This window comes from Paenibacillus glycanilyticus, assembly GCF_023715145.1.
Lineage (GTDB): Bacteria > Bacillota > Bacilli > Paenibacillales > Paenibacillaceae > Pristimantibacillus > Pristimantibacillus glycanilyticus_A.
In genome coordinates, this window is record NZ_JAMBNP010000001.1 from 364,626 (window position 1) to 384,166 (window position 19,541).

At 49.2% G+C, this 19,541-nt stretch carries 17 protein-coding genes; 4 read left to right on the forward strand and 13 right to left on the reverse strand.

The features are described from left to right. Positions 1-20: 20 nt before the first annotated feature. From M3194_RS01735 to M3194_RS01745, 3 genes are all read right to left on the reverse strand, one after another. The gene (locus tag M3194_RS01735) at positions 21-3,875 is read right to left on the reverse strand and encodes a discoidin domain-containing protein (RefSeq protein ID WP_251651301.1); all 3,855 of its coding nucleotides are present in this window, start codon (positions 3,873-3,875) and stop codon (positions 21-23) included. 257 nt (positions 3,876-4,132) lie between these two features. Beyond that, positions 4,133-4,360: a hypothetical protein gene (locus M3194_RS01740; RefSeq protein ID WP_251651302.1), complete on the reverse strand. Its 228-nt coding sequence runs from the start codon at positions 4,358-4,360 to the stop codon at positions 4,133-4,135. A gap of 20 nt (positions 4,361-4,380) precedes the next feature. Further along, positions 4,381-7,200 (reverse strand): GxGYxYP domain-containing protein, encoded by a 2,820-nt coding sequence (locus M3194_RS01745; RefSeq protein WP_251651303.1) that lies wholly within the window; start codon positions 7,198-7,200, stop codon positions 4,381-4,383. A 326-nt stretch (positions 7,201-7,526) separates the two neighbouring features. Here M3194_RS01745 and M3194_RS01750 point away from each other — a divergent pair, with 326 nt between their 5' ends. Continuing rightward, the gene (locus M3194_RS01750) at positions 7,527-9,041 is read left to right on the forward strand and encodes a cobyric acid synthase (protein WP_251651304.1); all 1,515 of its coding nucleotides are present in this window, start codon (positions 7,527-7,529) and stop codon (positions 9,039-9,041) included. Between the two features lie 84 nt (positions 9,042-9,125). Here the strand turns inward: M3194_RS01750 and M3194_RS01755 are convergent, their stop codons facing one another. Further along, complete coding sequence (locus M3194_RS01755) at positions 9,126-10,094, reverse strand: AraC family transcriptional regulator (RefSeq protein ID WP_251651305.1); 969 nt, start codon at positions 10,092-10,094, stop codon at positions 9,126-9,128. Positions 10,095-10,251: 157 nt separating this feature from the next. Here M3194_RS01755 and M3194_RS01760 point away from each other — a divergent pair, with 157 nt between their 5' ends. Beyond that, positions 10,252-11,691 (forward strand): MFS transporter, encoded by a 1,440-nt coding sequence (locus M3194_RS01760; RefSeq protein WP_251651306.1) that lies wholly within the window; start codon positions 10,252-10,254, stop codon positions 11,689-11,691. Positions 11,692-11,833: 142 nt separating this feature from the next. On the opposite strand, the gene M3194_RS31175 is transcribed toward M3194_RS01760, so the two are convergent. From M3194_RS31175 to M3194_RS01785, 5 genes are all read right to left on the reverse strand, one after another. Continuing rightward, positions 11,834-11,998 carry an HAD hydrolase-like protein gene (locus M3194_RS31175; protein ID WP_285889102.1) on the reverse strand — a complete coding sequence of 55 codons (165 nt, stop codon included), beginning with the start codon at positions 11,996-11,998 and terminating at the stop codon, positions 11,834-11,836. After that, a complete protein-coding gene (locus M3194_RS01770) occupies positions 11,932-12,393 on the reverse strand; it encodes a carboxymuconolactone decarboxylase family protein (protein WP_251651307.1) in 462 nt (153 codons plus the stop codon). Before M3194_RS01770 ends, M3194_RS31175 begins: the two co-directional genes overlap by 67 nt. A gap of 67 nt (positions 12,394-12,460) precedes the next feature. Next, positions 12,461-12,922, reverse strand: coding sequence for a carboxymuconolactone decarboxylase family protein (locus M3194_RS01775; protein WP_251651308.1), 462 nt, complete (start codon positions 12,920-12,922; stop codon positions 12,461-12,463). 32 nt (positions 12,923-12,954) lie between these two features. Next, positions 12,955-13,860 (reverse strand): EamA family transporter, encoded by a 906-nt coding sequence (locus M3194_RS01780; protein WP_251651309.1) that lies wholly within the window; start codon positions 13,858-13,860, stop codon positions 12,955-12,957. A 10-nt stretch (positions 13,861-13,870) separates the two neighbouring features. After that, entirely contained in the window at positions 13,871-14,494 is a 624-nt protein-coding gene (locus M3194_RS01785; protein WP_251651310.1) for an FMN-dependent NADH-azoreductase, read from the reverse strand. A gap of 267 nt (positions 14,495-14,761) precedes the next feature. Here M3194_RS01785 and M3194_RS01790 point away from each other — a divergent pair, with 267 nt between their 5' ends. Beyond that, positions 14,762-15,268, forward strand: a complete 507-nt coding sequence (locus M3194_RS01790) for an Rrf2 family transcriptional regulator (protein WP_251651311.1) — start codon at positions 14,762-14,764, stop codon at positions 15,266-15,268. Positions 15,269-15,365: 97 nt separating this feature from the next. Here M3194_RS01790 and M3194_RS01795 read toward each other — a convergent pair whose 3' ends face one another. From M3194_RS01795 to M3194_RS01805, 3 genes are all read right to left on the reverse strand, one after another. After that, on the reverse strand, positions 15,366-15,857 hold the full coding sequence (locus M3194_RS01795) for an MFS transporter (RefSeq protein ID WP_311289634.1): 492 nt from the start codon (positions 15,855-15,857) through the stop codon (positions 15,366-15,368). A gap of 67 nt (positions 15,858-15,924) precedes the next feature. Beyond that, on the reverse strand, positions 15,925-16,458 hold the full coding sequence (locus M3194_RS01800; RefSeq protein ID WP_251651312.1) for an MFS transporter: 534 nt from the start codon (positions 16,456-16,458) through the stop codon (positions 15,925-15,927). 183 nt (positions 16,459-16,641) lie between these two features. Continuing rightward, the gene (locus tag M3194_RS01805; protein ID WP_251652090.1) at positions 16,642-17,535 is read right to left on the reverse strand and encodes an AraC family transcriptional regulator; all 894 of its coding nucleotides are present in this window, start codon (positions 17,533-17,535) and stop codon (positions 16,642-16,644) included. Between the two features lie 168 nt (positions 17,536-17,703). Here M3194_RS01805 and M3194_RS01810 point away from each other — a divergent pair, with 168 nt between their 5' ends. After that, positions 17,704-18,555 carry an aldo/keto reductase gene (locus M3194_RS01810; RefSeq protein ID WP_251651313.1) on the forward strand — a complete coding sequence of 284 codons (852 nt, stop codon included), beginning with the start codon at positions 17,704-17,706 and terminating at the stop codon, positions 18,553-18,555. Between the two features lie 41 nt (positions 18,556-18,596). Here the strand turns inward: M3194_RS01810 and M3194_RS01815 are convergent, their stop codons facing one another. Next, positions 18,597-19,511: an ArsR/SmtB family transcription factor gene (locus M3194_RS01815; protein WP_251651314.1), complete on the reverse strand. Its 915-nt coding sequence runs from the start codon at positions 19,509-19,511 to the stop codon at positions 18,597-18,599. Positions 19,512-19,541 lie beyond the last annotated feature (30 nt).

The following is a 19,541-nucleotide window of genomic DNA, read 5'->3' on the forward strand; positions in this document are numbered from 1 at the left end:
TTAGGGATGGCTTTGCAATACTAGTTAAAAGTCAAATTGAATCCGCTTTGCACGAAGTTCACATTCGGATAAGCGATGTTTCTCGTAACCAGATTGTTAAACGTTGCGGATCCATTGCCGGTATAGGTATAGATTGCGGCACCCAGATGCGCGGTAGAGAACCTTGATGTGGTTACGCCGTCTTTACCGGTTCCGTCAATGGTCACGTTGTTAAAGACGATATTCTCGAACCCTCCGCCATAACCGAATTGGATGGCATCACGCTGCGCGTTAAGGATATCAATGTTGGTAAAGGTTACGTTCTTGATCGAATCATTGGAAGCCTCCAGATCAATCGCTCCCCGCTCCCCATTATACAGGTCTTGACTTGTTCCGCTGTTAATGATCGTTGTATCGGAGATGGTAATCCCCGTGTTGTTCTGGAAATGATAGCCCGGGAAGACGGTGTTTAGACGTACGCCAGACCCGCCAACGGTGTCGATAATAACGTTATGGTCGGCTTTATGCCCGCTGCCGCCAAAGAAAGCAATGCCTGTCGCTCGCCAGTTGTTCTCTATCGTGTTGTAGGAGAAGGTATTGTTCACTCCCGCAGGCGCGCCATTTGTGTTACTCGTCCAGACGGCAAGCGCATCATCCCCGTTATTCCGGACGCTGCTGTTGCGGACAACGGAATTGCTGGTTCCTTGAGCGAAGTTGACGCCGTCGGCCAGGTTATTTCGGATCCGGCTGTTCTCAATCGTTAAGCCATTTGCATAGATCGCCGGCGTATGTGCGTAATCTCCTACCCAGAATCCGCATTCAAAATGCTCCACCCATACGTCATGGATCTTGGAGTTGGTCCCGAAGTTATCCATAAAGCCTTTATATATCGCATTTTGCCCATAACGGGAACGCAGCTTCGAATTGAGGTACACGTTGCTGAAATCCAGCTTCCCTGTAATACGGAGCGAGATCCCCCCGCCTGCCGCATTCGGATTTGTGAACTGGATATTCGTGTGCCAGTAACCAGCGCCCGTAACGGTGAGGTTGTTAATCATGCTGTTGACCGAACCAATCTCCCACATGTTGCCCAGGTGGAACGTACCTTCGGGAATGTACAACGTTTTGTTGCCTGCCACCGCTGCAGTAACGGCGGATTTGAAGGCCGTCAGATCGTCTTGGCCGTCATTTGCAATTGCTCCGTAATCGGTGACGGACACTGCATTTGACGGTTTGGAAATGGCTGTCGGAACAGGTTCAACCTCGATGAAGTCTACCCCGTATTCAAGGCTGTCTCCGTTGCCTTTCTGAATGCGAATGGTATCGCCAGGCTGAAGAGGAGCGTCCAGCTTCCAGTGCACTTCGTCAAACCGGAACAACGGCCGACCTCCGCCAGGCGCATCAGCCGGCATGTCTCCCGAGAAATATTGCCAATTATAGTAGGAGGACAATGCCACGGTTTTTACTTTCACGTTATTCACATAGACGTCAAGCGCCCCGTTTAGTCCCATGCCGTCTGCCGAGTCAGGCATGGTAAATCGCATGGTTACGCCTGCGCCGCCTTCACCCTGCCGCACCGTCCATTGCAGATAAGAACCGTTTGAAGGAAGCGCGATGTATTTTTGCCCGGAGGCTTCGGAGGCTGTCAGAGCTTGATCAAAGGTTGGCGCGGACTGAAGCGTCGCTCCCCCGCCTCGTGTAGCGTCTTCCGTATCGTATTTGGTATACGGCACGCTTGCGCCACGCACGGAATAGACAACCAGATTAGCGGTGCTTACGTTATTCGCTTGCTTGGACGTCACTTCATTCGCGTCGGCCGCAATGGTAGTCGTAACCGTGTAGTTGCCGTTAATGGCTGGCCAGGTGCCCGGGATGCTTACATTAACGGATGCACCGGAAGCTAAAGCACCGTTATACGAACCGCTGAAGGTTTGAATCGTTGAACCGCCCGAATTTTTAAGAACGACGGTAATGGCATGAGCACCGCCGGCCGAGGCTACGGTCCCCTGGTTTTTCAGATTAACCGAAAACGCAACCGTGTTGCCTGCAACCGGACTGCTTGGCGACCATGAGGTTGTTCCGGCCAGATCGGAGCTTGCAACTTGCGCGACAACCAAAGACGCGGTGCTCGTGTAGCTGTTGTTCGAATCGTTAAGCTCAATAATGGCGTTGCTTTCGTCTACTTTTGCGTTAACTGAATAAGACGCCGCGGTCTTGGTCCCTGCATTTAAGGAGACCGAAGCGGAAGCCCCGGCAGCCAAAGCGCTTACTGCCGCGGAACCTGCCAGCTCATTGTTCAGATAGAAATTTACAGTAGATGCGGCGGAGCTTGCGTTTCCGTCATTTTTTACCGTTGCTTGAAGGGTAATGCTGCTCGACTCATCCGGGGATGCAGGCGACCATGACAGACCGGTAATGGTCAGGTCCGGATTTGCCGCAGCCGTGCCAAATGCCTGGAATTCCGCAATTTGTCCCGCCGGAGCACCGGAATTTGAAGTGATGTTTAATTGAAGCCTTTTTGCCGTTGCCGTTACCGGAATAGTCACGGTATTGCCGGAAGCCGGGTTAAACGTATAGCTCTGTGAGGAGACCAGATTGCTGAAGGTTGTGGTTGACTGATTATGGCCTAATACTTGAATGGTTTGCGTGCGGGAACCCCACTCCGTTGCCGGATTCAGCTTAAGAACAATGGAAGACATATTGTAATTTTTGCCGAGATCAAGCGTTAATGTACTCGGATTGCTGCCGCCTTCCCAATACGTGCTCGTATTGTTATCGTTTGCGTTAGCGGCCGCATAAGTTTGCGTGCTGGAGGACGCCGTTATCGTCTTGCCAATTGCGATGTTATCTGTAGCCGGGGGTGTTGGCGTCGGTGTTGGTGTTGGTGTTGGTGTTGGTGTTGGCGTTGGTGTTGGTGTTGGTGTTGGTGTTGGTGTTGGTGTTGGTGTTGGTGTTGGTGTTGGTGTTGGTGTTGGCGTTGGCGTGCTGGACGCCGTTATCTTAATCTCATCGATATTAACGTTCGCTGTATCGCTTGCATCAAATTTGTACGCAATTGTATTGTTGCCGGCATTGAGGGATAATATTTCAACTTTCGTGCCCCATGTATCCCAGTTCGCCAGATTTGGCAGCGAGGTCTGACGGATTTTTGTTCCATTCACATAGATGCTGATCGTTCTTGCGGCGCCGTTTGCATTGGCATATTTTAACGATGCCTCATAACTTCCCGCAGAGGATACGTTCACAGTGAAGGCTGTCGTTGCCCCTTGCGTCCAGTAGCCGTCTACAAATCCGGTGCCGGAGAAGCCGGTATGGTCGGTATTCACCTTGGCTCCGCCGGACAAAGCAGCCGACTCCGCTTGATATGTACCAGGAGTTACCGGCGTACTTGCGCCATATATTTCAAGCTCGGACAGCTGAGCAGCCGGCCAGCCTGTATTTGCCGTAACATTCAGACGCACGTAACGCGTGCTGGCTGCGGAGAAGCTGATGGTAACCGCGTTATTCGCAACGCTTGGATCAAACAGATAGCCGGTTGAACCCACAAGGTTGGTAAAGGCTGAACCGTCCGTGCTTCCTTGTACAGCCAGCGTTTGCGTTCTTGCTCCCCAGCCTGCCGGCAGCTTGAGCACAATCTGATCGATACTTGTCACAGAGCCAAGATCAACCTGAATCCATTGCGGAAAAGCATTATTCGCGCTTTCCCAATAAGTCGCCTGGTTGCCGTCTTTCACATTGTTTGGCGAATACGTTTGGGACTGCCCGCTTGCGGTAATCGTCTTGCCGAGAGCCAGATTCTGTCCGCCGGCAGCAAAGACCTGCTCTCCGACGGATGCCAGCAAGCTGGTGATCAGTAACGCTGCAATCAGCAGCGTTGCCATATACTTATTGCGCATTATTTTCCTCCTCCATAATAAAAACTGACGTATTAATGTACTTCGGTCCTGATCTGGAAGCGATTACAAGTTGTCTTCCAACCGTCCCTCCTTTCTTTGGCGTATCTCTAATTATAGGAACTTACCGGTTCCCTCCATAAGATGCAATCCTACGGAAACTGTATGCAATTCCAAGATTATGGAAAAGAGTTCGCTCCGCTAAACAATAAAAAAGCAGTGCGTCCATTTAGAACGCCCTGCTTAAGATTTACGTCGCATTAATAGGCATGACTCACGGCAGTACGGCCGCTTTGGCCAGCCTGCTGGGTCAAATCCGCGAATCGGCTGATCGTATACATGCCAAGATGTCCCGGATCATGAAGATGCAGATCCACGCCTGCTTGAAATTCCGCGCTGAGCTCGAACATCGCTTCCAGACTTGCGTCCACTTGCCCGTCCAGACCGGCCGGGTCTACCCCGCCTACATAGTTGGCTCCCGCCCGCAATGCTTCGTTTGGCCAGACGGTTAATTAACCGTAATATGGTCTACCGTTATCGTTGCCGTATCGGCATACCAAACTCTGTATTCAAGATTCCGATTGAGTGTCTGATTGAAGGAAAGACTGAAATCCTGATATTGGTTCGCGGACGTGAATTGCTGCCTCGTCACCGTGGCTTGCGTCACCACGGAATTCGATGCCGCATCCCAGACGTCAATGATGGCAACCGCAGCATTATCGGCAGTATTGTTATCTACCTTAAGCCGGTAGGTGATCGTGCGGCTTCCTACCGGAACATTGGCATCATATGGACCATACAGCATATGGCCCGTTCCGTCGAGCGATGGAGAGGCTTGCCAGCCGTCACCGCTCACGCGTCCTTGAGCATGCCCCACCACGGCGCCTTCCGCTTCATATTTCCCGATTCTTTTCGTAACGGTTACTTTATCGATGCCGATAGTAGCCTTATCCCGGTAATAAGCTCTGAACTCCAGGCTGCTTCCGGAAGGATTGTTAAAGGCTAAGCTGAAATCCTGGTACGCATTGCTTTTCTTGAATTGATTGCGGTAAACATCAACGGAGGCCAAGGTTTGGCCGGTTGTATTATTCCGGACATCCAGCGTAACGACATTATCGTTCGTACCCGTGACGGAGTCGATCTTCATTTTGAAGGTAGCCGTATGGCGCCCGGTCGGAACGGTATTGTCATAATTGCCGGACAGCATGTAGCCGGCATTATGCGCGCTTACGTTAGCCGACCAATCGCTGCCGCTCGCCGCACCCGTAGCGTGGGAGAAAGCACTTTCTGCCTCGTATTGCTTAACGACCGCGGAAGGATCGATCGGCAGCTGATTATGTTCCCGCATTAATTGGAAGTACGTATCCGGTCTGACAAACACGATGTTGCTGTTGCCGCTGAAGTTATTCACCGCGTTGACGATCATCTGATAAGAGACATCCCATGGATTAGACTGAATGCTGACAAAGCGCGGTGCCGCCCCATCCCAGCCTGCAATGGCATTGTTAATCTCGGAGATGATCGTGGCTTCCGAGTAACAATAGGTGGCGCTCAGCCCCTGCGTCGGCAGCGAATTGCCATAGATGGTAATCGGACTGCCGGCGTTTTGCCCCGTTAAGCCCAATAATGACGGCGCGTATTGCGCAAAGCTGTTCCCTACGTTTGGATTGATGCCGCCGGTAATCGTATTCCAGATGGTAGCGACCTTTAACCCGGCACGGTTCATATAATCGTTCGATAGAGCCACGAAGTTATCCAGATAAGCTTGATTGGCCCAAGCGTTCGGATAGGTATAACCAACTCCGGAAGGCCCCGCAATCAGAGCATCGTTAGGCGTAGCGGTATTGTACAAGTAATTCAACACGCCCGGCATGGCATCCAGCATGGCCGGGGAGACCGTCCAGCCGAGCGGCACGGCTCCACGGTTTGGCGAATCCCAAATTTTCTTGAAGCGATGCTCCATATATTGCAGATTGTCGCCGTCACTCAATATCAAGGAGACATAGATTTTGTTCTGAAGCGCCGGTTTGTTAGGTACGGGCTTCACATTAACGGTTCTTGAAGCTCCCCCGAATACCGTCAGGTTGGAAGAGAAATCGCTCGCGATCGTAGAGATGCCGTATTCCGAACCGGCTTGAACCCCGATTGCTTCATCCGGCCACCAGCCCATGTAAGCCCCGCTGCCGTAAGGCATATCCGCTAGGAAGCTTTGCAGCAATGTCTTTTCAGCCGGAACGGACGGATCCAGCCATACGACAGCCGTCCCCGTTGCCAGCGCATAGTCGCGCAGGAAGCCTTTAATTCCCGGGTTCAATCCGATAATGAGGTTATGCGGCAGCGTTGACCAATAATGGTCGTGCAAATACTGATAAACCTGCAGCTTCGTGCTGAAATCCCCGCGCAAATCATTCACAATCGGAAGATTGTAAGGCGCGGAGGTCAACTTGCTGACCAGGCTTGGCGGCGCTACGATTCCGCCGGACAGCGAAGCAATCGTCGTCGCCAGATTAACCGTATCCGGCACCGCATCGTCGTAAACAACAATCCCGTTTATCTCGCTGGCGTATTTGGTGATCAGCGACCAATTGTCCGCTACATCGGCATGTCCAATGCCCAAATCATTCAGCCATTTATCCTTCCCGTCCTCCCCTTTGACGGCATCATCATAAGTATAGATTCTGGGCTGCGTCTTATTAACGAGTCCCTTAAGCGTCGTGAATAACACAGCTTCATCCGATTTGCCCTGCAGACTTGTCCCGACGGCATCCACTTTGGTATAAGCGCGTCCGTACCAATAGACTCTGAATTCGATCGCATGGCCGGCAGTCGGGTTGTTGAAGGATAGATTGAACCTCTCGTAAGAACCTGCCTTCGTCCACTCCTGACGGGTAATATCTCGGGTGGCCAGTATTTGCCCGTTCGTATTGTCACGGACATCTACCGTTACAATGACATCATTATTGGCCGTATTATTATCGATGATCATATCGAAGAAAGCCTGGTTCGCTCCTACAGGAATATCGGTAGCATAAGGACCGTATACCATGTGCTGATTGGGAGCATCTATGGACGTTTGAGCGAGCCACCCGTTGCCGTCCAAATGACCGGTGCCGTGTCCGACCAACGTCCCTTCTGCCTCATATTTATACTCGGTAACCAAATTCATGACGTCAAGCGTGGAAGCAGGCGTTGAAAAGGACGGAAGGATTTGTCCCGCTGGCCAGGTTAACCCGGACGCCTCCGCCTTCGGAAGTCCTACGAATGGAGAAGATGCAGCTAAAATAACCGTTGCAAGAATTGCCGCTCCTAACTTCTTATTCCATTTCATTTCAATTCTCCTTTTTGATTGAATGGTTCGCTTATACAACGATAAGCCTTACCGGTTGCCAACCTTTACGCGGTCTTTCCTACCACCTTCCTTCCCCCTTGGTTTACGGATGCAGATGCAAAATAACAAAATAAAGCGCTCCACAATCATGCTAATGTGCCTGAATGTGTAAGCGCTTTATTTATAAATAGTATATCATCCATATTATTTATATTCAATATATCTATTTAGTCATTCTCCAACGAATCGCCAATAAACTTTGACAGCCCTCCATAGTCTTGGTTTATATTGAAATCATACAAAAGGCAATATTAGGAGGTATAAGCTTGAAACGGGCAGCCACTATTATGGTGCAAGGAACGGCTTCGGATGTTGGAAAAAGCGTGCTGACAACGGCTTTATGCCGAATTTTCGTACAGGATGGATATAAGACGGCGCCTTACAAGTCTCAAAATATGGCGCTTAACTCATACGTAACACTGGACGGCAAGGAGATTGGCAGAGCGCAAGGCGTGCAGGCAGAGGCCTGCGGGATTGCGGCCACGACCGATATGAACCCGATTCTAATCAAGCCGACCGGCGAGATGAAAGCCCAAATCGTCGTACACGGCAAACCTTTGGAGGAGATGAGCGCATGGCGCTACCGGGAAGAATATATCCCGCTAGCCGAAGGCATCGTGACGGATTCGCTGGAGCGGCTTCGCGCAGAATATGATCTCATCGTGCTGGAGGGAGCAGGCAGCCCGGCCGAGATTAATCTCAAAGATCGGGATATCGTGAACATGCGGATGGCCAAATGGGCCGATGCCCCCGTCCTGCTTGTCGCGGACATTGACAGAGGCGGTGCCTTTGCTTCTATTGTAGGTACGCTAGAGCTGCTGGAAGAAGACGAGCGAAGCCGGGTACAAGGTTTCATTATCAATAAATTCCGCGGCGATATCAGCCTTCTGCAGTCCGGACTGGATTGGCTGGAGGAACGCACGGGCATTCCGGTTCTGGGCGTTATCCCGTATCTGCCGAGGCTTGATATCGAAGCGGAAGACTCCGTCGTGCTGGACAAGCAGCAGGCACAAGAAGATAACGGTGATAGAGAGATTGATATAGCCGTTATCCGGCTGCCTCGCATCTCGAACTTCACCGACTTTGATCCGCTGCAGGCGGAGCCGGATGTCTCGCTTCGATACGCAGCAAGCGTGGATCAGCTGGGACAACCGGACGTCATCCTCATTCCGGGCTCGAAAAACACCCTTGACGACCTGCTCTTTCTCGAGCAGTCCGGCATGGCAAAGGCTATCGCCAAGCGGGTCGCGGAGGGCAGCTTGCTTGCCGGGATTTGCGGCGGCTATCAGATGCTGGGACGCAAGCTGCATGATCCTCGGCAGGTTGAATCCCAGCATGGAGAAGCAGACGGACTAGGCTATCTTCCGCTAGCAACGACGTTTTATACCGAGAAGCGGACCGAACGGGTCAGCGGAACCGTCGCGTGCGCGCATCCCGACTGGCCAGCCATGCAGGGAATTGCCATAGAAGGCTACGAGATTCATATGGGACAGACTACCCCGCTCGAGCAGGTTCATCCCCTGTTAACCATTAATGGTCAATCTGAAGGAGCGATTTCGGAGGATGGCCGTATCTTCGGAACTTACATTCACGGAATCTTTCATAACGATGCCTTCCGCAGACAGTATTTGAATATGGTTCGCAAACAGAAGGGGCTAGCAGCCCTTGAAGAAATTTTGCCGTTCCGCAGCAGGCAGCTTGAAGCCTTTGACCGATTAGCCGATCATGTACGAGCGCATCTGGATATGGAGAAGCTGTACGGCATCATAAGCGGCGGCTAAAAAGAAATCAAAAAAGGGACATCTTCGGATGTCCCTTTTGCTCTTATTATTCTCGCTAAATCGCAGACGTCTTCTCCTCTTCGCTTAACTGATTTCGAAGCCCAAAGCACCCGAAGTTTGGCGCATCGCTTTAATATCCTGCAACGGAGGCTGACCGAACAGCCTGCGGTATTCCCGGTTGAATTGCGACGGGCTTTCATAGCCTACCGTCAATGCTGCTGTTGTTGCTCCAACGGGACCGCTCAGCATCAGGCGTCTCGCTTCTTGAAGTCGAAGCTGCTTTTGATATTGCAACGGCCCCATCGTGGTGATGGCTTTGAACTTGTGATGAAGCCCCGAAGTGCTCATGTTGCAGGACTTGGCGAGCTCCTCAACGGTAAAGGAACGGGTATAATTCTCCTGGATCCATAGGATGGCCTTGCCAACTCCATCCGCTCTTTGATCAAAGAGCGCCTTCTGCATAAACAAGTGTCCAAAATCGCCTGAAAGAAGGTTAAATATCATTTCTCTCTTGAGCAGCTCGGACATGAACCGGGCCTCTTTTGGCTTATCGATCAGCTTCATTAATCGGTAAAAGATATCCAACAGCTCCGAATCCGATTTGCCGATAAAGGCTGCCGTACTCAGACTTCTCTCTTTTGGCTCTGTATTAATTTCAGCTTCCACAACAACAGAAGCGATTTCTTGCGTCGTAAAGTCAATCCGCAGTCCGATATACGGCGAATCTTCGGTTGCTCCCACAATCTGAGCGGAAGCCGGGATATCAATTAAGGATGCCAGATAATCACCCGCTTCGTAATTGTATACGTCTTGACCTAGGTACAGTCTCTTCGCTCCTTGAAGGATCAGACAAAAAGAAGGAGTTAATACTCCCGCACTCCGCATCGTATCATGATGGCGTCTAACTATGGACAAGAACGGCACGATGGTTGTCGTACGTCCTTCAGTCATGGTAATCCGTTCTGTCATTGCAATGAGTTGGTCCAGTACTTTCTTATGAATAGTAACGCTTTTCCCGTTTGGCGTGCGGGGATCGATTTTTTGTTCAGGCATGCCTTAATCCCTCCCGTCTGTTGTCTAAATTATATAAGCAATCCATTAGCTTGCAAAGGGATACAACGCTCTTCTTGCAGCTTTAGGCAATTTTTAAGCAGGAACGATCTACTTCCCGAAGCCGATTCCATTCATAATAGCTTTCAGGAACTCAATCTTGAAACGCGGAAAGGAAGATGCCCGCATGCATCAGTCCAAATGGATCATTCTAACCATTATCATCGCATGCCAGCTTATTGTTGTGCTTGATTCATCCATAATGGTAACCGCAATACCCGAAATCGGCCGTTCCCTCCATATGTCTACAACCAGCCTGACTTGGGTACAGAACAGCTATGTGTTGGCATTTGGCGGATTCCTGCTGCTCGGTGCCCGGGCAGGGGATCTGCTGGGACGAAGAAGAATGCTTGCGATCGGCATCGGATTATTTTCGCTGACCTCTCTTCTAGCGGGCATTGCGCCAAATGCCGAATTTTTGCTTATCTCCCGAGCCCTCCAAGGCTTTGCGGCTGCACTTGCAACACCTGCCGCGCTGGCTTTGCTGTCAGCAACCTTCGTAGAGGCCAAGGAACGTTCGAGAGCAATCGCCATGTACAGCGCCGTTTCGGCTGCCGGGGGCAGCATCGGTCTCATTATCGGCGGATTTTTCACCGATTATATTTCCTGGCGCCTTGGCATGTTTATTAATGTGCCCATCGGAATCGCTTTGCTGTACCTGGTTCAAAAGTTTATTCAAAGGACAGATATGCGAACCGGACGGTTTGATCTGGGAGGCGCGCTCACTTCTGTCATTGGGATGACGTCATTGGTCTATGGATTTGTTCAAGCTGCAGATCAAGGCTGGGATGCGACCGCAACCTGGATTCCATTGGCAGCCGGGATTATTCTGTTAACGGCATTTGTCTTTATTGAAGCTCGGGCGGCTGAACCGATTATCCCGCTCCGTCTGTTCGCGAATCGCCAGCGGTCAGGAGCTTACCTTGGACGGTTCCTTATGGTAGGAGGGAATTTCTCGCTCTTTTTCTTTATCCCTCAATATTTGCAAAATGCCCTTGGCTTCAGCTCTTTTGAAGCGGGTCTAGCCTTCCTGCCATTTACGGTTGCCCAGTTCGGAATGATGTACTTGATGCAGGGGCTCATACGCCGTTTTGGCAATGTAAAAGTGCTGCTGACCGGCTTGCTGATTGCGATCATCGGTACGCTATGGTTAAGCCGAATCATCTCTGTACAAAGTCACTTCTTTCCGGAGATGTTCATCCTCCTTGCCATTATGGGCATTGGGGCGGGAATGGTATTCCAGCCGCTCACCGCAATGGGTCTTACCGGTGTGGAGCCGCAAAATTCCGGGGCAGCCTCCGGGCTGATTAATGTCGCGCATCAAAGCGGCGCCTCATTAGGTTTGGCTGTTTTGATCACCGTATTTAATGGATCAGGCGATACGGGTCAACCATCAAACCTGCAATTTGCTCACGCCATATCGGACTCTATGCTGGGATCAGTCGTATTTGTGACCGCGGCTTTGGCCGTGACGTTACTCAGCTTGCTGCCGGCAAGGCGGCAAGCAGGCCGGAAACAGGCTTTGCAGGTGAACGAGTAAGATTTGACAAAAAAAGCTGTCGAGAATTTCTCGACAGCTTTGCTTATTTTATAGGGGCACAAATTTCAAGCAATTCATAAAGGCTGGTTATCGTATACGTACTAGGAATTTCTGCAGAACGCTCCAGCCCCTTCCGGTTGACTCAGCAGGTATCAATTCCCGACAGTAGCCCGCCTTTTATATCGGTGTTTAATGAATCACCAATAATGAGGGCATCCTTTTTATTAAAATCTTGATTAATTACTTGCGGACAGCCGGCTGATATTCTCCAGGCACCATGCCCGTTGAGATCGCCATGCGGTTCCAGCTGTTGATCGCGTTAATGGCCATAATCAAATTAACATATTGACCTTCGTCATAATGCTTGCGAACCTGCTCATACAGTTCCTGCGGCACGCCGGCATCCGAGATTTTCGTTACAGCCTCGGTTAAGGCAAGCGCAGCACGCTCCGCTTCCGTATAGAATGGAGCTTCCCGCCATGCGTTAAGCAGGAACAACCGCTGCGTAGTCTCGCCCATGGCAAGCGCGTCTTTCGTATGCATGTCAATACAGAACGCACAGCCGTTAATTTGCGAAGCACGAATTTTCATCAGTTCCAACAGTGTTTGGTCAAGTCCGCTCTTCTTCACATACCCTTCTAATTTCAATAAGGTCTGAAAAGCTTCCGGTTGTACCTTCATATAATCCAATCGCATTTCCATCGTTCATGCACTCCTTTTGTTTGGGTTGATTTAGTGAGTTATCTTTTTCTTTGTCCGTATAACCGTGTTACTTGCGAATTGTAGGCTTGTAGCCCCCAGGCACCATACTCGTTGAGATCGCTATCCGGTTCCAGCTGTTGATCGCGTTAATAGCCATTATCAAATTAACATATTGGCCTTCGTCATAATGCTTGCGAACCTGCTCGTACAATTCCTGCGGCACGCCGGCATCCGAGATTTTCGTTACAGCCTCGGTTAAGGCAAGCGCAGCACGCTCTGCATCCGTATAGAATGGAGCTTCCCGCCATGCGTTAAGCAGGAACAACCGCTGCGTAGTCTCGCCCATGGCAAGCGCGTCTTTCGTATGCATATCAAGACAGAAGGCGCACCCGTTGATTTGCGATGCCCGGACTTTGATAAGCTCCAGCAGACTGTCGTCAAGGCCGCTCTTCTTCACATAGCCTTCCAATTTCAACAGGGTTTGAAAAGCTTCCGGTTGTACCTTCATATAATCCAATCGCATTTCCATCTTACATACACTCCTTCGTGTTTTAAATTCATTTATAAATTAAGCGATATGCCTTGCGTCTTTCGCTTCATGAGCTCGGGAAGAGCAATTCCGCATATCGTGATCCCCACGCCTATCCATTGCATCCAGCTCACGGATTCGTTCAGCACGATGAATGACATAATGACGGCTGTTGGCAGCTCGGCTGCGCTCAGGATGGTCGCTAGTCCTCCACCGATACGCGGTACGCCTATTGCGTATAGCAACGGCGGAATAACGACACCAAAGAGAGCCAGCAGCAGCGCCCACGGCAGCAGCGCTTCTTGCAAAGAACCATTAATAAGAAAATAGGGAGGGAACACGAACATGGCCAGAATAAAGGAGCCGGACAACATAATGGCACGTCGCGTAATCGGAACGACCTGTTTGGCTGTTCTGCCGCTAAACCAAATGAAGAGCGTATAGGTAACTGCCGATAACAAGCCAAGAATAATGCCTTTTAAGGAAACGGTTTGGCTGCCATCGTCCAGATAACCGCTAGCCACGATAATCCCGCCAAATAAGATGACGAGCGAAATGACCTTTTCTTTGTCGGGACGTCTGCGTGCAGCAACGGCTTCCAAAAGTATGCCCATCCACGTAAATTGAAACAATAAGATAATCGCTAATGAAACGGAAATATATTGGAGCGCCGCATAATAAAACATTCCGGTTAAGCCTGTCGTCGTGCCTACGGCCATCAGCGATACAATTTGACGCTTTGTAACGACTAACGTTTGCGCCTGCTTGCTTGATTTTACGGTCAAAAATACCAGCATCCACAAAATCATGACGCCAAATAGATTTTGGCTTCCGACCACATCGCCAACCTTGTAACCAGACTCATAGGCTTTCTTCACAAAAGTACCTAACAATCCAAAGCTGCATGCGCCAGCCAGCACAAGTATGATGCATTTCATTACAGAATCTTTAGAAGCTGCCGGCTAATTCATACGCTTCCTGAATCGCCTTCTCTTTAATGGCAGGTGCTTGATCCTGCGATCCCGTTCCTTCGGCGTAAATCAATTCAATCGAAGGTATTCCGATGAACTGAGCGACTGTCGACAAGTATTTATGGCTGAATTCCAAGCCGCCCTTGGAAAGCATGCTGCCGGAAGCCTGGATATGGAGCAGTTTTTTGTCAGTAGCAAGGCCAATAATACCTTCCGGCGTGTAATTAACCGTCTTGCCCGGAACGCAAATCGCGTCAATGTACGCCTTCAATACCGGCGGGAACAAGAAATTCCATACCGGGTTAACGATGATGATTTTATCGGCAGCGAGAAACTGATCGACAAGTTCATTCAAACGAGCTACTTTGGCTTGCGTTCCAGAGCTAAATTGGTCAAAGGAACGGCCGTTTTTCAACTGATCCCAGCCTGTTAACACATCTGTATCCAGTTGAGGAACGTCCGTATGATAAAGATCCAGATGAATAACCTCATCATTAGGATTTGCTTTGCTGTAAGCTTCTATGAAATGTTGGCCTACAGACAAGCTATGGGAAGCGCCGCTATCAAGCGGATGTGCGGTTACATATAAAATGACTGACATAGATGAAACCTCCTTGATGTTTTTCTCTTTCTGCTTTAACTCCTCTTCATGCGAATTTCCTTCGAATTGTAATTTGCCTTCACCTCTTAACGTCGACAACATTTATCGTCGATTAGGTATGTCCACAATATACCCCTTTGTTTCATGACTGTCAACCCAAATTCAATATTCCTCGAACTGGAAAAATTCAAGCACTCTATTTGACAAGGTATATTAATCGACCTAAGATGTTTAATAATAACTTTTATTTAGAAAGTAGGTCTTTGCATGCAGTATAGTATTGGCGTCGAATATAGCCTTCATTGCTTGGTCTACTTAATCGATATTCCGCCCGATGCTACTATTGGCATTAAAGAGCTTGCTGCGTTTCAAGGCGTTTCGGAGACTTATCTATCGAAATTTTTTGGCAAACTAACCAAAGCCGGTATTGTAAGCTCTGTACCGGGTGTCAAAGGCGGCTATAAATTGGCCAAGCCACCTGCCGAAATATCGTTCTGGGATGTTGTGGAAGCTATTGAAGGGGCCCGTCCCGTTTTTCAATGCAAGAACGTTAAAAACAATTCCTATTTATGCCGTCGCGATGAAGACTTTTTGAAATGCACCGCTGCAACTCCCTGTGTTATTAATTTGACCATGCTCGAAGCAGAAGAGAGCATGCGAAATAGCTTGCGCAAGAAGACGCTTACTTGGTTGAACGAGGAGCTTGATCGCGTACTAACCCCGGAGTCCCGTAAAGAGACGCGAGAGTATTTTGCGAATCCTCCCAAGGCTTAAGACGATCTCTTCGCAAAAAGAAACGACAAGAACCAATAGATTCTTGTCGTTTTTTGCTTGCGTCAATATTAGTTAAAAGTCATCCAAACCGTATCCCCTACAACCTTGAACTGCTGCTGACCGCTTCCCCATGCTTTTGGGGTCTAATCCTCCATAAAATTGCAAACGATAAGACAACCATGATGATACATACCCAATAAACATCGCGGAAACCCGCGTACTGAGCAATGATCCCGCCGCCTAAATTCCCAATCAACCTGCCAATGATGGACCCATTATAATAAATCGTCGAGGACATTCCCGGTGAATGCGGAAGCAGCTCCGAGAAATAGCTTAGACCGTTGCCCATCACAATGGCCACAAACACCGCCTGCAAAAGCTGTGCAGCGATAAGCTGCCAAGAATCCGTGGAGAAACTTACGATAATGTTGTACAGAAACGCAATACAACAGGCGCAAATCATCAAGGCGTGATTAGACAGCTTTCTGCCCCATGCACCTAGAACAATCATAATGGGAATCTCTAAACCGGCACAAATGCTAACTACCAGGCCAACGTCAGTATGCGTTCCATCGAGCTCGTTAACAATGGCGTGACGATCCCGTTGACCGCATTAACCGCGAATAGAAAGACAAACGCAATCATTGGATACCAAATCAGCTTACGATTATGGGAATTCGCACCGGCACCGCCTGGTTTCTGTTTTTGAACCGCTCTCTTTTGAGGCAGGACACCAACGGTCCCACCAGAAATCCAAGCGACACAAGCGAGCGTAAAGCGGACATCGCAAACGTCTTGTCGTCGTACTGGCTTTCATTTGCCGATTCCTGCGCGTAGGCATAAATTTGCGGCATTGCAGCAGCGCCTAAACCACTAAAAAAACTAACCAAAATAAGCAAAATATAATAGTTGTCAAACACTGCATATGATGTATAACCCAGCGCTGATGAAACGGTTGCCAGCATAATGATCCATTTGCGGTCCCATTTGCGATCCGACCGTTTACCAATGAAGGAGTTTGCCGCAACGCCGCTTAATGAACTGACAGCCGTCAATGCGCCAAAGGCTCCCGCGCTCATTCCCAAATCCTCTGTACAGTAGAGAGCCAAGTAGGGCAAGGTAATCGAAATTCCGATGCCGATCATTAGAACGCAAATGACAAAAATAGTAAACCCCTTGATTGCAAACATTCTTTTTACACGTGCATACATAGTAAAACCGGACAACTCCTTTCGCTAGTTCATTCTAATTATGCTGTATGGGTAGAAGCGACCGTTATCCCATTGATCCCAAATCATTGCCTAATCCTCTCGACATCTATGGCCATAAAAAAACAGCCGCTCGCACGGCTGCTTGAAAGTATTTGTCGCCTATTATACTTTAAGACGCTTTATATCCTGGATAGGCGGGAATCCGTACATCCTGGAATATTCCCGGCTGAATTGGGACGTGCTTTCATAACCTACCCGGAAGGCAACGTCAGAGGCATCTGCGGACTCGGTTAATAATAGACGCCGTGCTTCCTGCAGTCTCATTTGCTTTTGAAACTGAATAGGACTCATGGCCGTTACTTCTTTAAAATGCCGATGAAACGTGGATACGCTCATATTCGCTATGTCCGCAAGCTCTTCAATCCGGCAAGCATGGCTGAAATGCTTCATGATATGCTCGATAACATCTCTAATTTGTTGTATAGAGCTCTCTTCCATCACGATCCCCTTTAAAATATCTCCATTCTCGCCTTGCAGCACCCTATAGAGAATTTCCTCCGTGTACAGGGGAGCAAGCATGGGAATATCTTCGGGATGATCTAGCAAACCTGCTAAACGGATGACTGCATCCAGTAAAGGGGATTCGATACGGCTGACATACATCGCTCGTTTTGTATTTTCTTTCGGGCTAACCCGAATTTTAGAGTCGTGCATGACCTTTAAGATTTGACTTGGTGAAAATTCGAGCTTCAAACCAAAATAGGGAAGTTCAGGAGTGGCTTTCGTAATCTGGGTGGTAACCGGCAAATGAACGGATGCCACCAAGTAATCGGCAGGATTATACTTAAATCGATCTTGCGACAGCCAGACCTCCTTTCCTCCTTGCAATATCATGCAAAAGGAAGGCTTGTATACTCCGTGGGTAGGTCCCGTCACATTCGAACGGCGCATGAAAAACAAGGAAGGAACAGCAGTTCCGTGAACTCCGTCCTCAACTGCATAACGCTTGATGATTTCTACAAGCTCACTCTGTTTTCTAGCGATTTTGCCAGACATTTGTTTCCCCCTGAGTTCCGTCATTTCTGTATCGTCATTATAATTCATTTGCAGCGGTTACTTAAGAGCTATTGAGAGGATTAGGCAATCATTTGGCATGATCGGGATAACGGTTGCCCTTTCCTGTGAATCATAATAAAAAGAGTCGAAATAATAGGAGGATCTAAAATGCAAAAAATAAGGCTAAATAACGGCGTAGAGATGCCTATCCTTGGCTTTGGTGTTTTTCAGATGACCGATCTGAATGAATGTGAACAAAGCGTCTATGACGCTATTATGGCAGGCTACCGGCTGATTGATACCGCCGCTTCTTATCTCAATGAAGAAGCCGTTGGCCGGGCAATCAAACGCAGCGGCGTAACTAGAGAAGAATTATTTGTAACAACGAAGCTTTGGGTTCAGGATACGGGTTATGAACGCACCAAAGAAGCTTTTGAAAAATCATTAAAAAGATTGCAGCTCGATTATTTGGATTTGTATTTGATCCATCAACCGTATGGCGATGTGTATGGCTCTTGGCGCGCGATGGAGGAATTGTACCGGGAAGGAAAAGTCCGGGCAATTGGCGCCAGTAACTTCCATGAAGACCGACTGATCGATTTGATTATCCATAATGAAATCGCTCCTGCCGTAAACCAGGTTGAAACCCATCCATTCCAACAGCAAATCGCTAATGCGGCATTTATGAAAGAGAATAAAGTTCAGATCGAATCCTGGGCGCCTTTTGCCGAAGGGAAAAACGACCTGTTCCAAAATGACGTACTGCTTTCCCTTGCTGAGAAGCATCAAAAATCCGTTGCCCAGGTGGTATTGCGCTGGTTGACGCAAAGAGAAGTGGTTGTCATTCCAAAGTCCGTTCGCAAGGAAAGAATCATTGAAAACTTTACTATCTTTGATTTTGAATTAAGCCAAGAGGATATGGACTCGATTCTTTCGCTCGATACCAAACAAAGCTTGTTCTTCTCCCACCGCGATCCCGAGATGGTGAAATGGCTGGGCAACCGCAAACTTGATATCTAAATACAGCAGGAGCAGACGAATGAAATAGTCTGCTCCTTTTCTCATATGTCGTCACTAAGATACGCGCGGATGACAATATCCTGGTCATGATTGCCGAATCCGGAACCATACAGCGTTAATCCGCCTATATGGGCAGCTTGCTCTTCCACCGCAAAACGAAGCGTCCAAAACGGATATCTCATGTTAAGCTCCGCAGCGGTCACATCCGACATCCGTTCTCCATCCATATAGGTTCCCGAGTCGTCGATGCGGATCGTCTTTAATAAGCCGTATTGATTGACGTTCCGATGCCACCACTTCGGTGTATATCTGCCGCGGGCGGCTCTTCCGAAATCGGCCGGGCTTGTCCAAGCGCCAAGAGAGATGCCGTTAAACGTAAATGTAATATCCGACGGCCAACGATCGCTTAGCCCTGGCGCCTCAGATGCAATTTCCATCGAGATTTCGATGGCCTCGACTCTTTGTTCGGGATGCAAATAGTTAGGCGTCTTGTATTCGACATACCCCTTCCCAAACCACAGAATCGAGGCTTGTACCCGCTCCGGATCCAGAAAATAGCGGGGATCATCCCAAACCCCTATCTCCTTCTCCCGCGTACCAAGCCCGCAGGTCGGATGAACGTCAAAGGCCGTGTAATGACCAACCGAGATCGTCTGCTCTCTGATCCTCGCACTGCTTCTCGCTCTAGGCAGCTCAATCTCGATCTGTTTTTGTTTGAGGAAGCACATTTTGTGAGTCCCTCCATTTCTTCGCACCCTGCGGCTCCCGATTAATTCGGCCAGCTCGAGTTTTCGGATGTGCATCGTAACGATGGAGGGGCTGAGCTCTAACTTCTCCGCTATTTCCTTCACGCTCATCTCGCGATCGGCAAGAAAGCTCATAATCATCCATCTGACTTCGCTTGCCAGCGCTTCGTATAATGCCATGTATTGGGGTTCCCCGTTTGCTTTGATCATGCCTATAATCCCCTTGCCTCATTCAATGAA

Coding starts and splice junctions, on each gene's coding strand:
- M3194_RS01785 (WP_251651310.1), bottom strand. CDS start 14,494: ATGTCAGTCATTTTATATGTAACCGCACATCCGCTTGATAGCGGCGCT.
- M3194_RS01780 (WP_251651309.1), bottom strand. CDS start 13,860: ATGAAATGCATCATACTTGTGCTGGCTGGCGCATGCAGCTTTGGATTG.
- M3194_RS01755 (WP_251651305.1), bottom strand. CDS start 10,094: ATGCCTGAACAAAAAATCGATCCCCGCACGCCAAACGGGAAAAGCGTT.
- M3194_RS01805 (WP_251652090.1), bottom strand. CDS start 17,535: ATGTCTGGCAAAATCGCTAGAAAACAGAGTGAGCTTGTAGAAATCATC.
- M3194_RS01735 (WP_251651301.1), bottom strand. CDS start 3,875: ATGCGCAATAAGTATATGGCAACGCTGCTGATTGCAGCGTTACTGATC.
- M3194_RS01810 (WP_251651313.1), top strand. CDS start 17,704: ATGCAAAAAATAAGGCTAAATAACGGCGTAGAGATGCCTATCCTTGGC.
- M3194_RS01770 (WP_251651307.1), bottom strand. CDS start 12,393: ATGGAAATGCGATTGGATTATATGAAGGTACAACCGGAAGCTTTTCAG.
- M3194_RS01800 (WP_251651312.1), bottom strand. CDS start 16,458: ATGTTTGCAATCAAGGGGTTTACTATTTTTGTCATTTGCGTTCTAATG.
- M3194_RS01790 (WP_251651311.1), top strand. CDS start 14,762: ATGCAGTATAGTATTGGCGTCGAATATAGCCTTCATTGCTTGGTCTAC.
- M3194_RS01775 (WP_251651308.1), bottom strand. CDS start 12,922: ATGGAAATGCGATTGGATTATATGAAGGTACAACCGGAAGCTTTTCAA.
- M3194_RS01745 (WP_251651303.1), bottom strand. CDS start 7,200: ATGAAATGGAATAAGAAGTTAGGAGCGGCAATTCTTGCAACGGTTATT.
- M3194_RS01815 (WP_251651314.1), bottom strand. CDS start 19,511: ATGATCAAAGCAAACGGGGAACCCCAATACATGGCATTATACGAAGCG.